At 70.1% G+C, this 17,589-nt stretch carries 14 protein-coding genes; 7 read left to right on the top strand and 7 right to left on the bottom strand.

Going from position 1 to position 17,589, the window contains the following annotated elements; translation table 11 throughout:
* Positions 1-34 precede the first annotated feature (34 nt).
* The 4 genes from trmB to ABFT43_RS00195 all read left to right on the top strand — a co-directional run bounded on the left by trmB (position 35) and on the right by ABFT43_RS00195 (position 6,667).
* On the top strand, positions 35-823 hold the full coding sequence (gene trmB / locus ABFT43_RS00210; protein ID WP_347958396.1) for a tRNA (guanosine(46)-N7)-methyltransferase TrmB: 789 nt from the start codon (positions 35-37) through the stop codon (positions 821-823).
* On the top strand, positions 820-1,488 hold the full coding sequence (locus tag ABFT43_RS00205; RefSeq protein WP_347958395.1) for an NYN domain-containing protein: 669 nt from the start codon (positions 820-822) through the stop codon (positions 1,486-1,488). The genes trmB and ABFT43_RS00205 overlap by 4 nt, the downstream gene beginning before the upstream one ends.
* A 235-nt stretch (positions 1,489-1,723) precedes the next feature.
* On the top strand, positions 1,724-5,023 hold the full coding sequence (locus tag ABFT43_RS00200) for an MMPL family transporter (RefSeq protein ID WP_347958394.1): 3,300 nt from the start codon (positions 1,724-1,726) through the stop codon (positions 5,021-5,023).
* 225 nt (positions 5,024-5,248) lie between these two features.
* Positions 5,249-6,667 carry an MFS transporter gene (locus tag ABFT43_RS00195; RefSeq protein WP_347958393.1) on the top strand — a complete coding sequence of 473 codons (1,419 nt, stop codon included), beginning with the start codon at positions 5,249-5,251 and terminating at the stop codon, positions 6,665-6,667.
* Here the strand turns inward: ABFT43_RS00195 and ABFT43_RS00190 are convergent.
* From ABFT43_RS00190 to ABFT43_RS00180, 3 genes are all read right to left on the bottom strand, one after another.
* The gene (locus ABFT43_RS00190; protein ID WP_347958392.1) at positions 6,555-7,217 is read right to left on the bottom strand and encodes a response regulator transcription factor; all 663 of its coding nucleotides are present in this window, start codon (positions 7,215-7,217) and stop codon (positions 6,555-6,557) included. The genes ABFT43_RS00195 and ABFT43_RS00190 overlap by 113 nt on opposite strands.
* On the bottom strand, positions 7,214-8,434 hold the full coding sequence (gene macS / locus ABFT43_RS00185; RefSeq protein WP_347959228.1) for a MacS family sensor histidine kinase: 1,221 nt from the start codon (positions 8,432-8,434) through the stop codon (positions 7,214-7,216). The genes ABFT43_RS00190 and macS overlap by 4 nt, the downstream gene beginning before the upstream one ends.
* Positions 8,435-8,556: 122 nt before the next feature.
* On the bottom strand, positions 8,557-9,912 hold the full coding sequence (locus ABFT43_RS00180; protein ID WP_347958391.1) for an AI-2E family transporter: 1,356 nt from the start codon (positions 9,910-9,912) through the stop codon (positions 8,557-8,559).
* A gap of 136 nt (positions 9,913-10,048) precedes the next feature.
* Between ABFT43_RS00180 and ABFT43_RS00175 the strand changes: the two genes are divergently transcribed.
* Positions 10,049-11,218, top strand: a complete 1,170-nt coding sequence (locus ABFT43_RS00175; RefSeq protein ID WP_347958390.1) for a lysylphosphatidylglycerol synthase transmembrane domain-containing protein — start codon at positions 10,049-10,051, stop codon at positions 11,216-11,218.
* A 6-nt stretch (positions 11,219-11,224) separates the two neighbouring features.
* Positions 11,225-11,671 (top strand): DUF3054 domain-containing protein, encoded by a 447-nt coding sequence (locus ABFT43_RS00170; RefSeq protein ID WP_347958389.1) that lies wholly within the window; start codon positions 11,225-11,227, stop codon positions 11,669-11,671.
* 57 nt (positions 11,672-11,728) lie between these two features.
* Here the strand turns inward: ABFT43_RS00170 and ABFT43_RS00165 are convergent, their stop codons facing one another.
* Complete coding sequence (locus ABFT43_RS00165) at positions 11,729-13,366, bottom strand: NTF2-like N-terminal transpeptidase domain-containing protein (RefSeq protein ID WP_347958388.1); 1,638 nt, start codon at positions 13,364-13,366, stop codon at positions 11,729-11,731.
* A 236-nt stretch (positions 13,367-13,602) separates the two neighbouring features.
* Between ABFT43_RS00165 and ABFT43_RS00160 the strand changes: the two genes are divergently transcribed.
* A complete protein-coding gene (locus tag ABFT43_RS00160) occupies positions 13,603-14,355 on the top strand; it encodes a pirin family protein (protein WP_347958386.1) in 753 nt (250 codons plus the stop codon).
* A 42-nt stretch (positions 14,356-14,397) separates the two neighbouring features.
* On the opposite strand, the gene ABFT43_RS00155 is transcribed toward ABFT43_RS00160, so the two are convergent.
* From ABFT43_RS00155 to ABFT43_RS00145, 3 genes are all read right to left on the bottom strand, one after another.
* The gene (locus ABFT43_RS00155; RefSeq protein ID WP_347958384.1) at positions 14,398-15,795 is read right to left on the bottom strand and encodes a hypothetical protein; all 1,398 of its coding nucleotides are present in this window, start codon (positions 15,793-15,795) and stop codon (positions 14,398-14,400) included.
* A gap of 170 nt (positions 15,796-15,965) precedes the next feature.
* On the bottom strand, positions 15,966-16,688 hold the full coding sequence (locus ABFT43_RS00150; protein ID WP_347958383.1) for a sterol desaturase family protein: 723 nt from the start codon (positions 16,686-16,688) through the stop codon (positions 15,966-15,968).
* A 5-nt stretch (positions 16,689-16,693) separates the two neighbouring features.
* On the bottom strand, positions 16,694-17,548 hold the full coding sequence (locus ABFT43_RS00145) for a FadR/GntR family transcriptional regulator (protein ID WP_347958382.1): 855 nt from the start codon (positions 17,546-17,548) through the stop codon (positions 16,694-16,696).
* Positions 17,549-17,589: the final 41 nt, after the last annotated feature.

Here is a 17,589-nt window from a genome sequence, read left to right as displayed (position 1 = left end):
ACACGATCACCCGCGACTACGTGTGACGGCGACCATGCGCAACGATGGAGCTGTGAACAACAGCGCTGACAGGTCACGGCTGTACCCCCGCGTGACAAGTTTCCGTTTCCGCCGGGGCACCCTGACCGCCGGACAGCAACGCAACTGGGACAACCTCTGGCCGGTGCTCGGCCGGGACCTCCAGATCGGCGCCGACCGCATCCCCGAGCCCCGGCTCGACCTCGACGCCCACTTCGGCCGCAAGGCGCCGAAGGTCCTCGAGATCGGTTCCGGGACCGGCGTCTCCACCGCCGCGATGGCCGCCGAGGAACCCGACGTCGACGTGCTCGCGGTCGAGGTCTACAAGCCCGGGCTGGCACAGCTCCTCGGCCTCATCGACCGCAACGGCCTGACCAATGTCCGGCTGATCCGCGGCGACGCGACGATCGTGCTGAAGGAGCTCATCCCCTCCTCGAGCCTCACCGGCATCCGGTTGTTCTTCCCGGATCCGTGGCCGAAGAAGCGCCATCACAAGCGCCGATTCGTCCAGACGGGCACACTCGAGTTGATGGCCGACCGCCTGATCCCGGGCGGGGTGCTCCACATCGCGACCGACCATGCCGGTTACGCGGAGTGGATCGCCGAGAAGCTCGCGACCCAGAACCCCGACCGACCCCACGTCGTGCAGCTGACCCGGGAGTCCCCGATCCTGCTCGAACGTCCGACGACGAAGTTCGAGGGTCGCGCGGAGCAGGAGGGCCGGCGCGTCAACGAGTTCGTCTACACCCGACCGATACCGCCGGCCACCCCGTCCGGCGACACCCCCGACGGGAGCCCGGCATGACCGACCAACCCACCTCCTTCGCCGACTCGATCTCCGGACAGACCGGCGCGCGCCGCATGTTGCTGGTGTGGGATGCACCGAACATGGACATGGGCCTCGGCGCGCTGCTCGGCGGGCGGCCGACCGCGGCGCATCGCCCTCGCTTCGACGCTCTGGGCCGGTGGCTGCTGCACCGCACGGCAGACGCCTCGGCCGCCGCTCCGGACCAAGGCCAGATCGAGCCCGAGGCCACCGTCTTCACCAACATCGCCCCTGGTAGCGCCGATGTCGTGCGGCCATGGGTCGACGCCCTCCGCAACGTCGGCTTCGCGGTGTTCGCGAAGCCGAAGCTGACCGAGGACAGCGATGTCGACTCGGACATGCTCGACCACATCGAGCTCCGCAGGCACACTGTGGGACTGGCGGGCGTCATCGTGGCGTCCGCGGACGGCCAGGCATTCCGCGAGCCGCTCCTCGAGGTGGCCGCCGACGGGGTGCCGGTCACCGTCATCGGGTTCCGCGAACACGCCAGTTGGGCCCTCACCACCGAGGAACTGGAGTTCATCGATCTCGAGGACATCGCGGGCGTGTTCCGGGAACCGCTGCCGCGCATCGGGCTGGACTCGCTGCCCGACGACGGCGCCTGGCTCCCGCCGTTCCGCCCGCTCAGCGCGCTCCTGCGTTGACTGCTCGAGCGGCGTCGTGGGCGTGCGTCTGGTCACATCCGCAGCGCCTGAGGGCCGCGAGGACCCCCTCACCTCAGCGATCACTCAGGCAACGCTGTCAAGATCTCTGCGAGAACTGAGAGAATCGCGACCGGCGCCGTCGGCCACCCCGACACGGTGCCGCCCGAGCGCAAGGACGGCCTGACCCCCGATCCCCCGCTCAGGCCCGACACGTCGCACACGAAAGGACATCAGCGTGTTCCGAGTCATCGGCACATTCGTGTACCGAATGCGCTTTCTCGTCATCGCGGTGATGATCGCCCTGATGGCGGGACTCGGACTATACGGCCTCGATCTCAGCAAGCATCTGAGTCAGAGCGGTTGGTTCGACCCCACGTCGGAATCCGATCTCGGCGCCCGGTACGCCGACAAGGCCCTCGGCCGCGACCACACGTCCGATGTCATCCTCCTGGTCACCCCGCCCGAGGGCACCACCGTCGACGACCCGGGGTTCGGCAAGAAGGTCGAGGCGTTCGTCGAGGACCTGATCGCGACCCACCCCGACATCGTCGGCCGCTCCGATCCGGGCATCTACGACCCCTTCTACATGGAGCGTCCCGAGGTCGCGCAGGCCGTGCAGGAGCGCCTGTTCACCGAGGACAAGCGCCACGCGTTCATCAGTATCGGCGTCGCCGGCGACGACGACACGACGGTGCTCGAGAACTACAAGACGATCGAACCGTTCTTCGACGACATCCCCGAACGCTTCGACCTCCCGGGCACCACGTTCGAGCTGGCCGGTCTGCAGCCGGTGTCGGGGTCGATGGCCGACGTCATGGACAACGACATCCACCGCGCCGAGGTGATCGCCCTGCCGGTGGTGGCGCTCATGCTGTTCTTCGTGTTCGGCGGTGTCATCGCCGCGTGTCTCCCGGTGCTCATCGGCGGCCTGACGATCGCCGGGTCGCTGGGCATCATGAAGTTCCTGGCCACGACCACCGAGGTCAACGTCTTCGCCCAGTCGGTGGTGACGCTGATCGGCCTGGGCATCGCCATCGACTACGGCCTGTTCATCGTGTCGCGATTCCGGGAGGAACTCGCGGAGGGATATTCGACGCAGGCCGCGGTCCGCAGGACCGTAATGACCGCGGGGCAGACGGTCGTGTTCTCCGCGACGATCATCGTCGCCGCGCTCGCGTGCCTGCTGATCATGCCGCAGGGCTTCCTCAAGTCCGTCTCCTACGGCGCCATCAGCTCGGTGTCGCTGGCCGCGATCCTGTCGATCACGGTCCTGCCCGCGATCCTCGGAATCCTGGGCCCACGCGTGAACATGCTGTCGCTGGCCACGTTCATGAAGTGGACCGTCGTCCCGCTGGCCCGCCGCTTCGCCGGTGACGAGCGCGCCGACAAGATCGCCGACCGATTCAGCGGCCGCATGAAGTCCAAGCAGGAGATCGAGAACGGCTTCTGGGGTCGCCTGGCCTCCTGGGTGATGAAGCACCCGGTCAAGACCGCCGTCCCCACCGTCCTGCTGCTGCTCGCACTGATCATCCCGTTCGGGAGCATCCAGTTCGGCGGCCTCAGCGAGAAGTTCCTGCCACCGGACAACCCGAACCGCGCCGCCCAGGAGAAGTTCGACGAGTATTTCCCGACCGAGCGCACCGAGGCGATCAAGCTGGTCATCGTCTACGACCAGAACAGTCGGGTGGACCAGGACAAACTCGAGGCGATCGCACAACGCGCCGACGAGGTACCCGGGTTCGCCAACAAGTTCAGTGACCCGGACAAGGCGAGGTTCGGCTCGTACGACGAGGAGAGGTTCCCGAACGTCGGCGTCTACCAGGTGTCGGCGGGCCTGCAGGACCGCAAGACCGCCGCCGACGCGATCAAGCAGTTGCGCGAGATCGACACCGAGGGCCTCACGATGTACGTGACCGGCACCCCGACCCTGACGCAGGACTCGATCGATTCGCTGATGAAACGCCTGCCCATCATGGCGGTGTTGCTGGTGCTCGTCTCGGGCCTGCTGATGTTCCTGCAGTTCGGTTCGTTGGTGCTGCCCATCAAGGCGTCGCTGATGTCGGCGCTGGGCCTCGGCTCCACACTGGGCATCCTGACCTGGATCTTCGTCGACGGCCACGGGGCCGGAATCGCGAACTTCACCCCGGGACCGCTGTTCGCCCCGATCCTGGTCCTGATCATCGCCATCGTGTTCGGCCTGTCCACCGACTACGAGGTGTTCCTGCTCTCCCGCATGGTCGAGGCCAGGCAGAAGGGTGCGTCCACCACCGAGGCGATCCGCAGCGGCACCGCCCACACCGGCGGCATCATCACCGCGGCCGCGGCCATCCTCGTGGTGGTGACCGGTGCGTTCGGCCTGTCCGAGATCGTGATGATGAAGTACATCGCGTACGGCATGATCGCGGCACTCATCCTCGACGCCACCGTGATCCGCATGCTGCTCGTGCCGTCGGTGATGAAGCTGCTCGGCGATGACTGCTGGTGGGCGCCGCGCTGGATGCAGGTCGTGCAGCGCAAGATCGGCCTCGGCGAGACCGTGCTCGACGACGAGCCGGACGAGCAGCGCGACGCCCGCGCACCGCGTCAGATGAGCGCGGGCACGCTCGTCGCAGAGGCCCCCACGTCGGTGATGAAGGCCGCTCGGCCGCGCACCGTGCCCGCAGGCGCCGTCCCGCCGCGTCGTGGCCCCGGTGGCGACGGACGTCCTGCCGGACCGGCACCGAGAGCCGGCGTGCCGCCGACGGGCCTGCCCAACACGAACGGCCCGATGACGAGCGCGCCGCAGACGAACATCCGCCGCCCGGCCGAGGCTCCGCAGCGGCCAGCGGGACCGGCCCCGGCGCGTGTCGGCCCGTCGGCCCCGCCGACCGCGTCGGCGTCCGCCGGCCTCGGCGACATCGTGCGCCCGCGGACGCCGGGTCCGTACCGGCGTCCCGGCCGCCCGAAGAGCGACCGGCCCGACACCGGGGGTTGGGTGCTCGGCGAGGGTGGCATCCGTCTGGGCGACCCCGCCGCGCCGGCCACGAACGGCGAGCGCCCGACCGGCACCACTCCCCCACCGGCCCCGCCCTCGGCACCGTCGGCGCCCGCGCTCGCTGCACCGCGGCAGCCGGCTCCGCCTGCCGATCAGGCCGGTTCCCCGCTGGGAAGGCGCCCCGCGCTCGACGATTCGCGGCTGCGCCCGCTGGCCGCGTCGGTGACACCGGAGAACACGACACCGACGACGCGCGGGCGGCGCACCGCCGGACCGTCGCCGTTGGACCGCGGGCTGAGCCCTGACGCCACCCCGGTGGCCGCGCCCCGCCCGAAAGCGCCGGCGGCTCCCAACGGCCCGGTCGCCGGAGACAGCGGCACTTCGCGCGGAACCGACAGCGGCACTTCGCGCGGAACCGACAGCGGCACTTCGCGCGGAACCGACAGCGGCACTTCGCGCCGGAGGCCGCGGTCGACGGACCGCCACGCCCGCTCGGACGACTCCGACGACTCGCAGATCAGTGTCCAGGAGCTGTTGAAGCGCAGCCGTTCCGAGCAGTGACCCGGTAAGCGGTCAGCGGTCGTCCCCGGCCGGTGGAGGTTCGCCTCCACCGGCCGATCGCTTTGTCGGGCAACCGCTTCGGCGCTCCCCTTCACCGAATCGATCAATCCCACCGACGCCACGATGAATTCGGGATGGGTCGGCACTGGGCATTCCCCTGATGTGATGGCCCGCACATCCCGCGCAGGATGTCTTCCACCACACATCGTCGGAAGGACTCCGCGCATGACCTCATCATCCTGGGAATCCCCACAGCATCGCAGAAGTGTGCTCTGGATCGTCGGTCTCGCCGCCGTGGCGATCGTTTTCGACGGATACGACCTCGTCGTCTACGGCACGGTGCTCCCCACCCTGCTCGCCGACCCGGGACAGTTGGGCACCCTCACGCCCGCGACCGCCGGCGCACTCGGTTCGTACGCGCTCGTCGGCGTGATGATCGGCGCCCTGCTCACCGGCGCCCTCGGCGACCGCGTCGGCCGACGCCGGATGATGTTGTTCAACATCGTGTGGTTCTCGGTGGGCATGGCCGCCACCGCGCTGGCCACCGACCTGCTCTCGTTCGGAATCCTGCGCTGCCTCACCGGGATCGGGATCGGCGGCCTCGTCGCCACCGCGGGCGCGATGGTCGCCGAGTTCGCCCCACCGTCCAAGCGGAACCTCTTCAACGCGATCGTCTACAGCGGCGTTCCGGCCGGCGGCGTGCTCGCCTCCGTACTCGCGATGCTCCTCGCCGACCACATCGGCTGGCGCGGCCTGTTCTGGATCGGCGCGCTGCCCCTGGTCACCCTGCTCCCGCTCACACTGCTGAGGATGCCGGAATCACCGCAGTGGCTGGCGACGCGAGGCCGGTACGAAGAGGCCCGGGAGATCAGCGTGCACACCGGCATTCCGGTAGATCTGAGCAGCCGCCATCACGGCGACCTGCCCGAGCCGGCCGCCGCCAGGCTCGGATTCGCCGCCCTGGCGACGCGACGATTCGCGCTCCCCACGATGCTCTTGGGCTCGATGAGCTTCGTGGGCCTGTTGCTCACCTACGGACTCAACACCTGGCTGCCGCAGATCATGGAGGCCAACGGGTTCGACGCGAGGGGCTCCCTGTCGTTCCTGCTCGTGCTCAACGGCGGCGCGATCGTCGGCGGCCTGATCGCCGCCCGCCTCGCCGACCGACGCGGCCCGCAGCAGGTCGTCGCGACGTCGTTCTGCCTGGCGACCTTCGCCCTCGTCTGCCTGACACTCGGCCTGCCCCTGCCGATCCTGCTCGCCGCGGTCGCGGTTGCGGGCACCGGCACCATCGGGACCCAGGTCCTGATCTACGGATTCGTGTCGAACTTCTACCCCACCTCGGCACGCGCCGCGGGCGTCGCCTGGTGTGCCGGCTTCGGTCGCCTCGGCGGGATCGTCGGCCCGGTCGTCGGCGGGCTCCTGATCGGTGCCGGGATCTCCTCGCAATCGGCGTTCTACCTGTTCGCGGGGATCGCCCTCGTGGGCGCGGCGGCCACACTGCTCGTACCGGCGTCGACGCAGCCGGGCGTCAGTCCTCGTCGAGCCCGTGCTCGATCGCGTACCGCGTCAGCTCGACCCGATTACCCAGCTGCAGCTTCCGCAGTGTCGCCTGCACATGGTTCTCGACCGTCCGGTGACTGATGTCCAGCCTCCTGGCGATCTGCTTGGCGCTCAACCCTTTCGCGACCAACCGCAGCACCTCGGTCTCCCGGTCGGTGAGTTTCGGTGCGGCGGGCGCGGTCTCGGGCTGTTGCGACATCCGCCGATACTCGCCGAGGACGAGGCCCGCGAGTCCCGGGGTGAACACCGCCTGGCCGTCGGCGGTGGCGCGGACCGCGGAGACGAGTTCCTCGCGCGACGCCGACTTCACGAGGTAACCACTCGCCCCGGCCTTCACCGCCTCGAGCACGTCGTCGCGTTCATCTGACGCGGACAGTACGAGGATGCGGGTGTCCGGCGAGACCTCGAGCACCGCGGCGGTGGCCTCGGCGCCGGACCCATCCGGCAACTGCATGTCCATGAGCACGACGTCGGGGGTGACCACACCGGCACGCCGGGCGGCGCTCCCGACGCCGTCTGCGGTGGCGACGACCTGAAAGCCCTCGCCCTCGAGATCCCGTGCGACCGCGTCTCGCCAGATCGGATGATCGTCGACGACCATCACCCGCAGGCCGGAACCGTCCGTGCTCATCGTCTGTTTCCCCTCCCCCGCCGCGGCACCGTGAACTCCCATTCCGTCCCGCCACCGGGTTCGGTGTCGAGAACGGCGGTCCCGCCCAGCGATTCGATCCTGCCGACGATTGATTTCGCGACGCCGAGGCGCCCCTGGGCCACGGCCTCCGCGAGCCGACCCTCCGGGATGCCGACCCCGTCGTCGCGGACGCTCACCACGACGTCGTCGGCGAGATCCTCCACCAGCACGAAGGCGCGGGCGTCGGGCCCGGCGTGGTGGCGGGTGTTGTCGAGCGCGTTGACGACCGCGGCGCGGATCTCGGCGGCCACGTGCGCGGGCACCGTCACCGGGTCGGCGGGGGCGCTGACCGACACCCGGTCACCGGCCAGCGACCGCAGGGCGGCGGCCAGATCCGCCTCGTCGGCATCCGCACCGCCGGGGTCGCCCGCGACCTCCCCGGTGTCGGAGATCAGTTGCCGGAGCTCGCGTTCCTGCTCGGCGGCGAGTGTCGCGAGTTCGCCCGTGGGGCCGCCGATCTCGCGCCCGCGCCGGGCGATGAGCGCCAGCACCTGCAGCACCCCGTCGTGGACCTCTCGCGAAAGTCGCTCCCGTTCCTCGGCACGGGCGGCGATTCGCGCCGCGGCCGAGAGCTTCTCGTGGAATCGGCGCGCGTTGGTCGCGGCGAGCCCCACCGCCATGCCGGCCGCGATGATCACGATGACCGTGGCGTTGCGCCCGAAGTCGAGGTTCAGCGTGCCCTTCACGAACGTGCTCGTACCGCCGACGATCAGGCCCGCGACGATGCCGCCGACCGGGCCGGAGAGGATCGCGACGGAGATGACCGCGTTGGTCGCCCACAGCGTCGTCGGCCAGCTCTGGTTGTTCCACGCCCACTCGTCGTCGGCGACATACGACGTCGACAGCATCAGGGCGCAGACCAGGATCACCTCGGCGACCACCCAGTACCGGTTGCGGGCGAAGCCGACGAAGTAGCCGATCCCGCTGACCAGCGTCCACGCGGTGAGCACACCGAACAGCGTCCACGCGACCGCGCGGTGCTCGAGGTCGGGGTTGACCGCGATCTGGAAACCGAGCGCGTAGAGGTAGGACAGCACCCGGAAGATCTGGGCGCCGCGCCACATCGGCCCGACCGGATCGACGTCGACGGCGCGGGCGAGCCGTCCCGCCTCCGTGTCGCGCACCTGGGCGACCCACCCGTTCTCCGTGTCGCGCATCTGCGCGACCCATCCGTTCTCCGTGTCGCGCACCTGGGCGACCCATCCGTTCCCCGCGTCACGCATCTGCGCGACCCAACCGTTCCCCGCGTCGCGCAGATGCGACCACCGCGTGGGCAGGGTCATGGCACGCCGCGTCCGTTCGTCCCGGCGTCACCGTCACCGTCACCGTCTCGATCTCCGTCTCCGTCGTCGGACGCGGGCGCGTGGCCCGGAGACCGTTCACCGCCTCGGGCTGCGGTCCGCCCGACCCCCGCACCGCCTGTCGCAACGGCCTGTGCCGCGGCGTCCGGATCGGGGGCGTCCCAGATGGGCGGGGCCGGTTCCACCAACCCGACGCCGTCGACCGTCCCGGTGAGCTCCTCGCCGGCCGCGGTGCGGTTCGCGGTCCCGTTGAGGTAGCGGATGGCCGTGTTGAGGAACGCGATGAGCGGCACGGCGAGCAGACCGCCGATGATCCCGGCGGACACGATTCCGGCCGCGATGCCCAAGACCACCGCCACCGGATGCAGCCGCACCGACCGGCCCAGCAGGAACGGCTGCAGCACATGGCTTTCCAGCTGCATGACGCCGACGACGATGGCCAGCGCGACGACCGCCGCGAGCCAGCCCTGGGTGATCAGGGCGACGAGCACCGCCAGCGAACCGCTCACGAGCGCGCCGACGATCGGGATGAACGCGCCGAGGAACACCAGCGAGGCGAGCGGAAGCGCCAGCGGCACCTGCAGGATCGCCAGACCCACACCGATGCCGCAGGCGTCGACGAAGGCCACCGCCACGGTCGCCCGCACATAGCCGACCAGCGTGCCGAAGCCCGCGATCCCGGCCCGCCACACGCGGTCCCGGCTCCCGGCCGGGACCACTCCGACCGAGAACCGCCAGATCTGGTCGCCGCCATAGAGAAAGAAGATGACCAGGAACAGCGTCAGCAGCGCGCCGGTGATGATCTCGGTGGCGGTGGACGCCGTCGCGAGCGCGCCGCTGGTGACCCGGTCCTGGTTGTGTTCGAGGAAGTCGAGGATGTCGGTGCCGAAGTTCTGCACCGACTCCGGGTCCAGTCCGAGCGGCCCGTCGATGAGCCACTTCTTGGTCTCCTGGATCGTCGTCTCGACCTGGTCGACGAGCTGGGGGACGCCGCGGACGAATTCGCGCACCACGAACGTCAGCACCCCGGCGATGACCCCGAACGCGACGAGGATGTTCAGCAGCACCGCGAGCGAGCGCGGCACCCGGCGCCGGTCGAGGGCGTCGACCGCGGGCACCAGCATCGCGGAGATCAGGACCGCGAGGGCCACCGGGACGAGGACCTCCTCGAACTCCCGGAACAGCTTGCCCGCGACGTAGGCCGTGGCGAGCAGCAGGAGGATGCGCCACGACCATTCGGCCGCGGCCCGCACCGTCGGGTGGACCTTGGCACGGTCGATCGACGCGAGGTCACGGATGTCATGCGGCCGACCGGCCGGTTCGGCTTCGCTCACGAGAGCCACAGTAAACAGTGCCGGCGGTCAACCACAGCAGCGCGACGGCGCGTTTACGTGCCTGCACGGATGTGACCGGGTGTTTGCCCGGTGGGGGTGGCCGGTCGACGCCGTCGGCTGGCCTAGGGTGGCACGTATGTCGGAGGATGTTGGTTTGCCGGAGGACGCGGCGTCGCGCCCGGCCACGCGTCCCCGCTTCTGGTGGGTCCGCTGGATCCTCCTGGCCGTCGTGCTGATCATCCTCGGGGTCGAGGTCGTCCTGATCTGGCCCGAGCTGAAGAAGGCGTGGCTGCGTATCGGCGACATCAAATGGCACTGGGTGCTCGCCTGCACCGTGGCCGCCATGCTCTCGATGGACAGCTTCGCCCAGGTCCAGCGTGCCCTGTTGCGCTCGGCCGGGGTGCCGGTCACGCAGTGGAAGTCCCTTTCGGTCATCCTGGCGGCGAACTCCCTGAGCCAGACGATGCCGGGCGGCCAGGTGCTGGCCCCGGCCTTCACCTACCGCGAGACCCGCAAGTGGGGTGCGACGCCGGTCGTCGCCTCGTGGCAGGTCGTGATGTCCGGCCTGCTCGCGGGCGTCGGCCTCGCGGTCCTCGGATTCGGCGGCGCGATGCTCGCAGGCGCCAAGACCAGCCCGTTCTCGGTCGTCTTCTCGGTGACGAGCTTCATCGCCGTCGCGGTGGTGCTGCAATACCTGGCCAGCCATCCGGATTCGCTCAAGAGCACCGGCATCCGGGTCCTCGGCTGGATCAACCAGATCCGCAACAAGCCCGACCACCACGGCCGGGCCAGGCTCTTCGAGACCCTCGAACAACTGCGCGCGGTGCAGCTGACCAAGCGCGACACCTCGATCGCCTTCGGCTGGAGCCTGTTCAACTGGGTCGCCGACGTGGCCTGCCTGATGTTCGCCTGCTGGGCCGTCGACGCGCACCCGAGCATCTCCGGCCTGATGGTGGCCTACGCGGCGGGCAAGGCGGTGGGCACCGCGGTGCCGCTGCTCCCCGGCGGCATCGGCGTGGTCGACGCCGTGCTGGTTCCCGCCCTGACCAGTGCCGGGATGCCCGCGGCCGACGCCATCACGGCCGTGCTGATCTACCGCATCATCAGTTACGTGTTCGTCGCGGCCGTGGGCTGGGTCGTCATCGCGGTGATGTTCCGCAACCGCATCCGGCGCGACGACAGCTTCATCGACGAGATCGAACACGACCTCGAGGAGGAGGAGGAGGAGACCGGTCGGCAGGGCCCGGCGCCCACCGAGCACGGCCGAGGGTCCGACCCTGATCCGCCGCCCGACCCGGTACGGTAGACGACCATGCCGAGCTCCAACCCGACCGAAGAGGGCACCTCACCGGCGCGGGGGATCGCAACCTGGCCGGTGGCCGCCCTGTTCGACGCGGTCGCCATCTTCGTCTTCGTGGTGATCGGACGGGCCAGCCACGAGGAGGGCTACGCACCGATCGCCTTCCTGCACACACTGTGGCCGTTCCTCGTCGGATGCGCCGCGGGCTGGTCGATCACCTACGTGTACGCGCATGTGCGTTCCGCAGACTTCTTCGGCCATGACTTCCGCCCCGACCGCATGGTGCCGGTCGGCATCGTCATCTGGGTCTGCACGGTGGCCGTCGGGATGGTCCTGCGCTTCATCCTCAGCCAAGGCGTGGCCACCGGCTTCGTGATCGTCGCGACCGTGGCCCTGGGCCTGTTCCTGCTCGGATGGCGCGCGGTCTTCGCGTACCTGGGCAGGCGCGCCGCGAGGTAGACCTCCGCTCCGCCGGGGCCCGTGTCCGGACGCCGCGGGGTGGAGCCGACCGCGGGGCTACTTGAGGGTGAAATACTTCTGGGCCACCTGCAGCGCCGCGGTACCCGACCTCTCGCCCTCGGTGTAGATGACGATGACCTGTCCGCCCTGGACGCCGACGAACCATCCCGGGCCCTGCGGTCCGTTGGTTCCGACCAGCGCCTTCAGGCCCGGGGCGCGCGTCAGATCACTGGCGTCGCCGGTCGCGGCGGTGGCGGTCATCGCCTTCAGGATCGGCTCGAAGAGGGCGGGTTCGAGGCCGCCGAGCTCGCCGCCGGTCACCTTGGTGGGCACGTTCTTGAGCACGTACGGCGGCACCGACGACGGACGGCCGACCGCGGCACGCGCCAGCGCCACCCCGAGGGCGCCCATGTTGGCCATCGACATGTTCGACTGGCCCGGCCGGTAGCCGATGGTCGTGATGCCGGGCTGGCCCGCGGTCGGGACGGTCGCGCCGGGCACCGTGAACTGGACGCCCAGGCCGAGCTTGTCGAGCAGGGTCTCGGCGCGGTCCGGATTCGACTCGGCGATCCTTCCGATCGCGTCGAAGACGGGATCGAGGGTTCGGCCGACCGGGTAGGGGGTGTCGATGTCGATCTCGCGTTCGGCGGCGTGGTCGTTCTGTGCCATGCCGAGGATCGCGCCGGTCTGCGCGTCGAGCGCGAGGATCGTGGCCGGCTGGCCGACCTCGACCGCGGCGTCGCCGAGCGTCAGCTGCACGTTCTGGTCGATGGTCGACAGCACGTCCGGTCCGGGCGGGCCCTGCTCGCCGACCAGCTTGCGCGGACGCTGGCCGGGGTTGACCAGCTGCACCTGCCAGCCCGCGGTGGCGTCACGGATGGCCTGCCAGTAGTTCGTCAGCCCGTCCTCGAGCGGCGACGACAACCGTCGGTCGGCCATGACGAGCCGGTCGGCGCGCTTCATGCTCACCCCGGGGACCTTGGTGGGATCACCCGCGAGAACCTGCAGATCGGGCTCGCGCAGCGCCACCGCGACGATCGGCTTGCCGGGGTTCTCGGCGAGCTCGGCGTTGATGACCTCCGGGGTGATGAGCGGCGCGATCGGCGCGATGACACCTGCGACGGCCCGCACGGTGGCGGACAGGTCGCGGGTCTGTGCAGGATCGATGACGATCTCGTGGATCGGTTCGAGGTGCATGAAGACCTTGCCGGAGCGACTGCGCACCGACGGGGCGGGCTTCGCGTCGGTCCGGATCTCGCGCAGATGCCCGCCGGCGACGAGGCCGGGGTGCAGGATCGACGGATCCCAGGTGACCTTCCACCCCGACGACAGCTTGCGGGCCGTGCCCTCGCTGCTCGCCTCGAAGGCACGGTCCTCGCCCCACTTCCACTTCGTCGTCACGGCGAATGTCGCTGTGCCGTCGCTGTATTCGACCGGATTGTCCACGTCGACGTCGATCTGTTGCGCAGACATCCCCTGCAGCGTGGTCGCGAGGGCCTCACCGGCCTGCCCCGGGGCAGTGGTGAAGTCGGCCGCACCACCGGCATCCTGACGACTCAGGGCGGTGGCGAATGCATCGATGGCGGCGGCGGCACCGGTGTTCGACGAATCGGTGAGCGCGCAGGAGCTCACGACGACGGCACAGGTGACCGCGGCACAAGCGGCGGACGTTGCTCGCTTGACCCAGATCTTCATGAACCCAATTTTCACTGTTGTAACACTCGAAATCGATGCCGCCAGCTTCCATTCGGGAATCAAGGCGGTCACGAACTCATCTCGACATGTGATCTCGAGCCACAACCGGCAAGCCTGTGGCGGAGCACACCCATTTCGGGTGGGCCGGACCGCCGACTCGAAAGCCGCGACTCGCCACACCGAATATAGGCAAACCGGGCGGCAGTCGGCTACGCGTCGCCTGCGATCATGGGGGCATGGCCTTCATCGTGGTGCGGGACGAGGAGCGGTTCGTGACGACGACCGACTGGCTGACCTCGCGGCACAGCTTCTCGTTCGGCGACCACTACGACCCGGACAACACCCACTTCGGCTCGCTGCTGGCGATCAACGACGAGATCGTTTCCCCCGGTGAAGGATTCGACCTTCACCACCACCAGGAGAGCGAGATCGTGACATGGGTGGTCTCCGGGACGTTGGTCCACCGCGACTCCGCGGGCCATTCGGGCGTCCTGCATCCCGGCCTAGTGCAGCGCATGAGCGCGGGCACCGGCGTCGACCACTCCGAGCGCAACGACGCGTGGCCCGACCTGCCGGGCTCGGGCACCGAGCCGGTCCGCTACGTCCAGATGGTGCTGATGCCCGACCGCCACGGTCTGGCCCCGAGCTACGACCAGGCCGATGTGACCGAACGCCTGGCGAGCGGCGAGCTCGTGCCCGTCGCCTCCGGCGATTCCGGTCGCGGGGCCGCGATCTCCGTCGCGAACGCGGGCGCGACGCTCTACGCCGCGCGGCCGACCGCCGGATCGCGGGTCAGCATCCCCGCGGCGAGGTTCACGCACGTCTTCGTCGTCGACGGGGAGGCCGAGGTGACGATCGACGGCGAGACCCTTCCGCTGGGTCCCGGTGATGCGATCCGGGCCACCGAGGCCAAGACGCTCGAGGTGTCGACGGCGTCGGGCGCCGAGATCCTCGTGTGGTCGATGGCGACCGGACTCGGCGGCCGCTGAGGCCGCCGCCCCTCGGAGGCCGACCGCCCGCGGCGGCCCTCGTCACCAGATGCGGTGCGTCAGCCCCCAGTCGGCGAGCACCTCGCCGACGAGCTTCTGCAGCGCGGCGTCGTCGGGGAAGACGGTCTCGTCGAACCCACACACGGTGAAGCTCACGTGGGTGTCGGTGCGGACCATCCAGGACTGCACGCCCTCGCCGTAGCGGTGACGCCCCGCCGGATCCACGCCCTGCGCGAAGCCGCGGACCGTGACGTCGGTGGCGCGCACCCCGCCGATGATCAGGGCCTGCTCCGGCATCTCGCCGACGTTCGATGCGACCGCATCGGGATAGCCGGCGTCGGAGACGGCGTGTGACGCCAGGAGCGCCGGTGGCAGGAACCAACCGAGCGCGGAGAGTTGCCCGGCGGCGGATCGGCGTCCGCGGTCCAGGGCGCGGTAGGCCTGCCGGCATTCGTCGCGGATTCCGCCGAGGTCGCTGCCGGGGGTGGTCGGTCCCGGCAGGTACACCGACACCCCGGCCATCGCGTTGGCGGACAGATCGCCGGGTTCGCGCTTGGACACCGGGATGCCCACCTTCAGCGGGGCATCGGCCGCGGTATACCCGGCGGCGCCCAGCACCCCCGAGAGCACCGCGATGAACAGCGTGTTCGCGGTGCCACCGTGCCGGCCCGCGACGGCGTCCCACTCCTCGACCGGCACCGACGCCGTCGCCCAGCGCGGGATCGCGGCCGGGGCGCGCTCGGCCAGGGGCGACCGTACCGGTCGCGGGTCGGGCGGGGTCGCGGTCTCCCCGCCGCCGAGTCTCTGCGCGAGCAGCCGGGCGACCGCACGACCCACGGCGACGGTCTGGCGTCCCACGTCGAGCAGGTCGCCCACCACCGATGTCGACCGCCGCGAAGCGCCCGGCTGGTCCCGGGCGGCCTCGGTGAGGGCGTCGACGATCGCGGCGGTCCGCGCCCGTCCGTCGGCAACCAGGTGCAGGGCACACAGCGAGGCCACCGTGCGTCCGGCGGTGGTGCTCGCCGCCCGCAACCGCCAGCAGCGGCCGGCCTCGGGATCGAGCCCGACCCCGCGCAGCTCGTCGAGCGCCCAGTCGGCGACCCGGTCGTCGTCGACCGTCTCGGTGTCGAGGGCCAACGGCACCGGCTCGGCGGCCCGCACCCAATACGGACGGGCGCCGGGTAGCCGGGCGTCGACGACCTGCCGGTGCAACCGGCCACGGCAGAGGGCGTCGTTGAACCGCTGCAGAGCCTCGGCGTCGACCTCGTCGGGGAACACCCAGACCATTTGTTGGACAATCGACCAGCCGGTCGCCCGGTGGATCAGCCACCACGGCGCGTCGCCGGGGGCGAGTCTGGCCAGGTCAGGTAGCCGTTGCGAGGACGGGATCTCGATCCGAGGGGTGTCGTCGACGGCGTTGTCAATAGGTCCATCGGTCACTGTTCGATGGTTTCACACTTTTGTTAGCACTGCTCAGCTGTTAGCACTGCTCAGCTGTTGGCACCGCTCAGCGCCAGTCGGCACCGCTCGGCGCCAGTCAACACCGCTCAGCGTCGGCGCGGTCCAGGGCCCTCGGCGCCGACACCCTCGGCCGAGGCCCGCGTCCTGCGTCACCCGCGCCGCTGCGCCGACAGCGCGTGCAGGTCCTTGGCGGTCGGCGACTTCTCGACGGCGTCCGGGTCGGGATAGGTCCCCAGCAGACGGTCGACGGTGCCCGCGGTGGTGACGGCGAACCAGTAGTGCTCGTTGCGGTAGTGGTGGAACCGGTGGTTTCGCCACAGAGCGCGGTAGAACGCGTGCCGCGGCCGGTGGTCGGAGTGGATCAGGTAGTGCGTCCACTCATAGACCAGGCCGATCGCCGGCAGCACGACGAGGAACGTCAGGCCGCGCTCGACGCTGGTGAAGACCAGCAACCCGACGACCAGCGCGGCCGCGATCACCATCAGCAGCACCTGCCAGGGGATGAAGATCAGCGGGACGTTGCGCGGGTCCCGGTGGTGTTCGCGGTGCTTGCGGGAGACGAGCGGGTCGATCGTCACCGGACCGAGGCGCTTGGGCTTCCAGTGCAGGACGAACACGTGGACGAGCCACTCGACCAGCGGAAAGCTCGCGATCATCACCACCGGCACGATGGCGTCGGCGAGACCCCAGCCGCCGACCCACACGCGGGCCACCAGCGCGCCGGCCAGGAACACGGCCATGATCCACGGTGACGGGTGCCGGAGGAACTCGGCGAAGGCGTCGCGCAACGACATCGACCTCCGCAGCCGCATACGTCGTTCGTCGGCCGCCACCCGGCGGCGGGCCTTGCTGTCGATCTCGTCGGCGGACATCGCTGTCACCCTCCGGTGGTTGTTGCGGCAGAGCCGTTTTGGTCGCTGTCGTTTCGGTCGCTGTCGTTTCGGTCGCTGTCGTATCGGTCGCTGTCGTATCGGTCGCTGTCGGCACCGGCGGTGGCATCGCCGCCCGCGGCCGCGGCGTCGTCGAGTGCGCGACACAGGTCGAGCAGCGCGGTCGTCGCGGGCTCGAGGAGCGCCTGGGCGGCCGTCTCGGCGCCGTGCGGATCGCCGGCGCGCAGGGCGTCCACGAGGGCGCGGTAGCCGTCGATGTTCCCGACCTCGGGCTCGAGCACGGCCCCCAGCGCCGGCAGGGCCGGTTCGTAGGCCGCGCGCAACGAGTTGAACATGAGGCGGAAGGCGATCGAGTCGGCCGCGTCGATGACCGCGCTCCAGAACTCGAGGGCCACGAACTGCTGGCCGATCGGATCGGGTTCGGCGGCGAGGTCGTCGACGATCACGGTCAAACGCGCGAGACCGTCGTCGGAGATGCGCTGTGCGGCCATGCCGGCGACCTTCGGCCCGACGGCGGCGCGGGCCTCGACGACGGATCGCGCGACACCCGGCACGAGCGAGCCGTTGCGGATCAGCAGCCGGGGCAGCAGGTCGAGCCCGCCGGAGGTCGCGATGTCGCGCACCCGGGCACCGTCACCCTGGCGGATCGTCACCAGGCCCGCGGCCGCGACGCGGGTCAGCGCCTCACGCACCGTCGGCCGGGAGACGCCGAGCATCCGCGCCAGCTCCCGCTCGCTCGGCAGCGCCTGACCAGCGGGAAGGTCGCCCGACAGCACCCCTTCGACGATCTGGTCGAAGACGGCTTCCGGTGCGCTCTGCTGGGCAATGGGCTCGAACGGCATGACCGTGACACTAATCACAGGTGGCCTAGTGGTCAAGTGGT

Origin of the sequence: Gordonia aurantiaca (genome assembly GCF_039939235.1) — a bacterium.
Classification (GTDB): Bacteria; Actinomycetota; Actinomycetes; order Mycobacteriales; family Mycobacteriaceae; genus Gordonia.
Note: the sequence above shows the minus strand (reverse complement) of the source record. Positions and strands in the feature narration are given on the sequence as shown.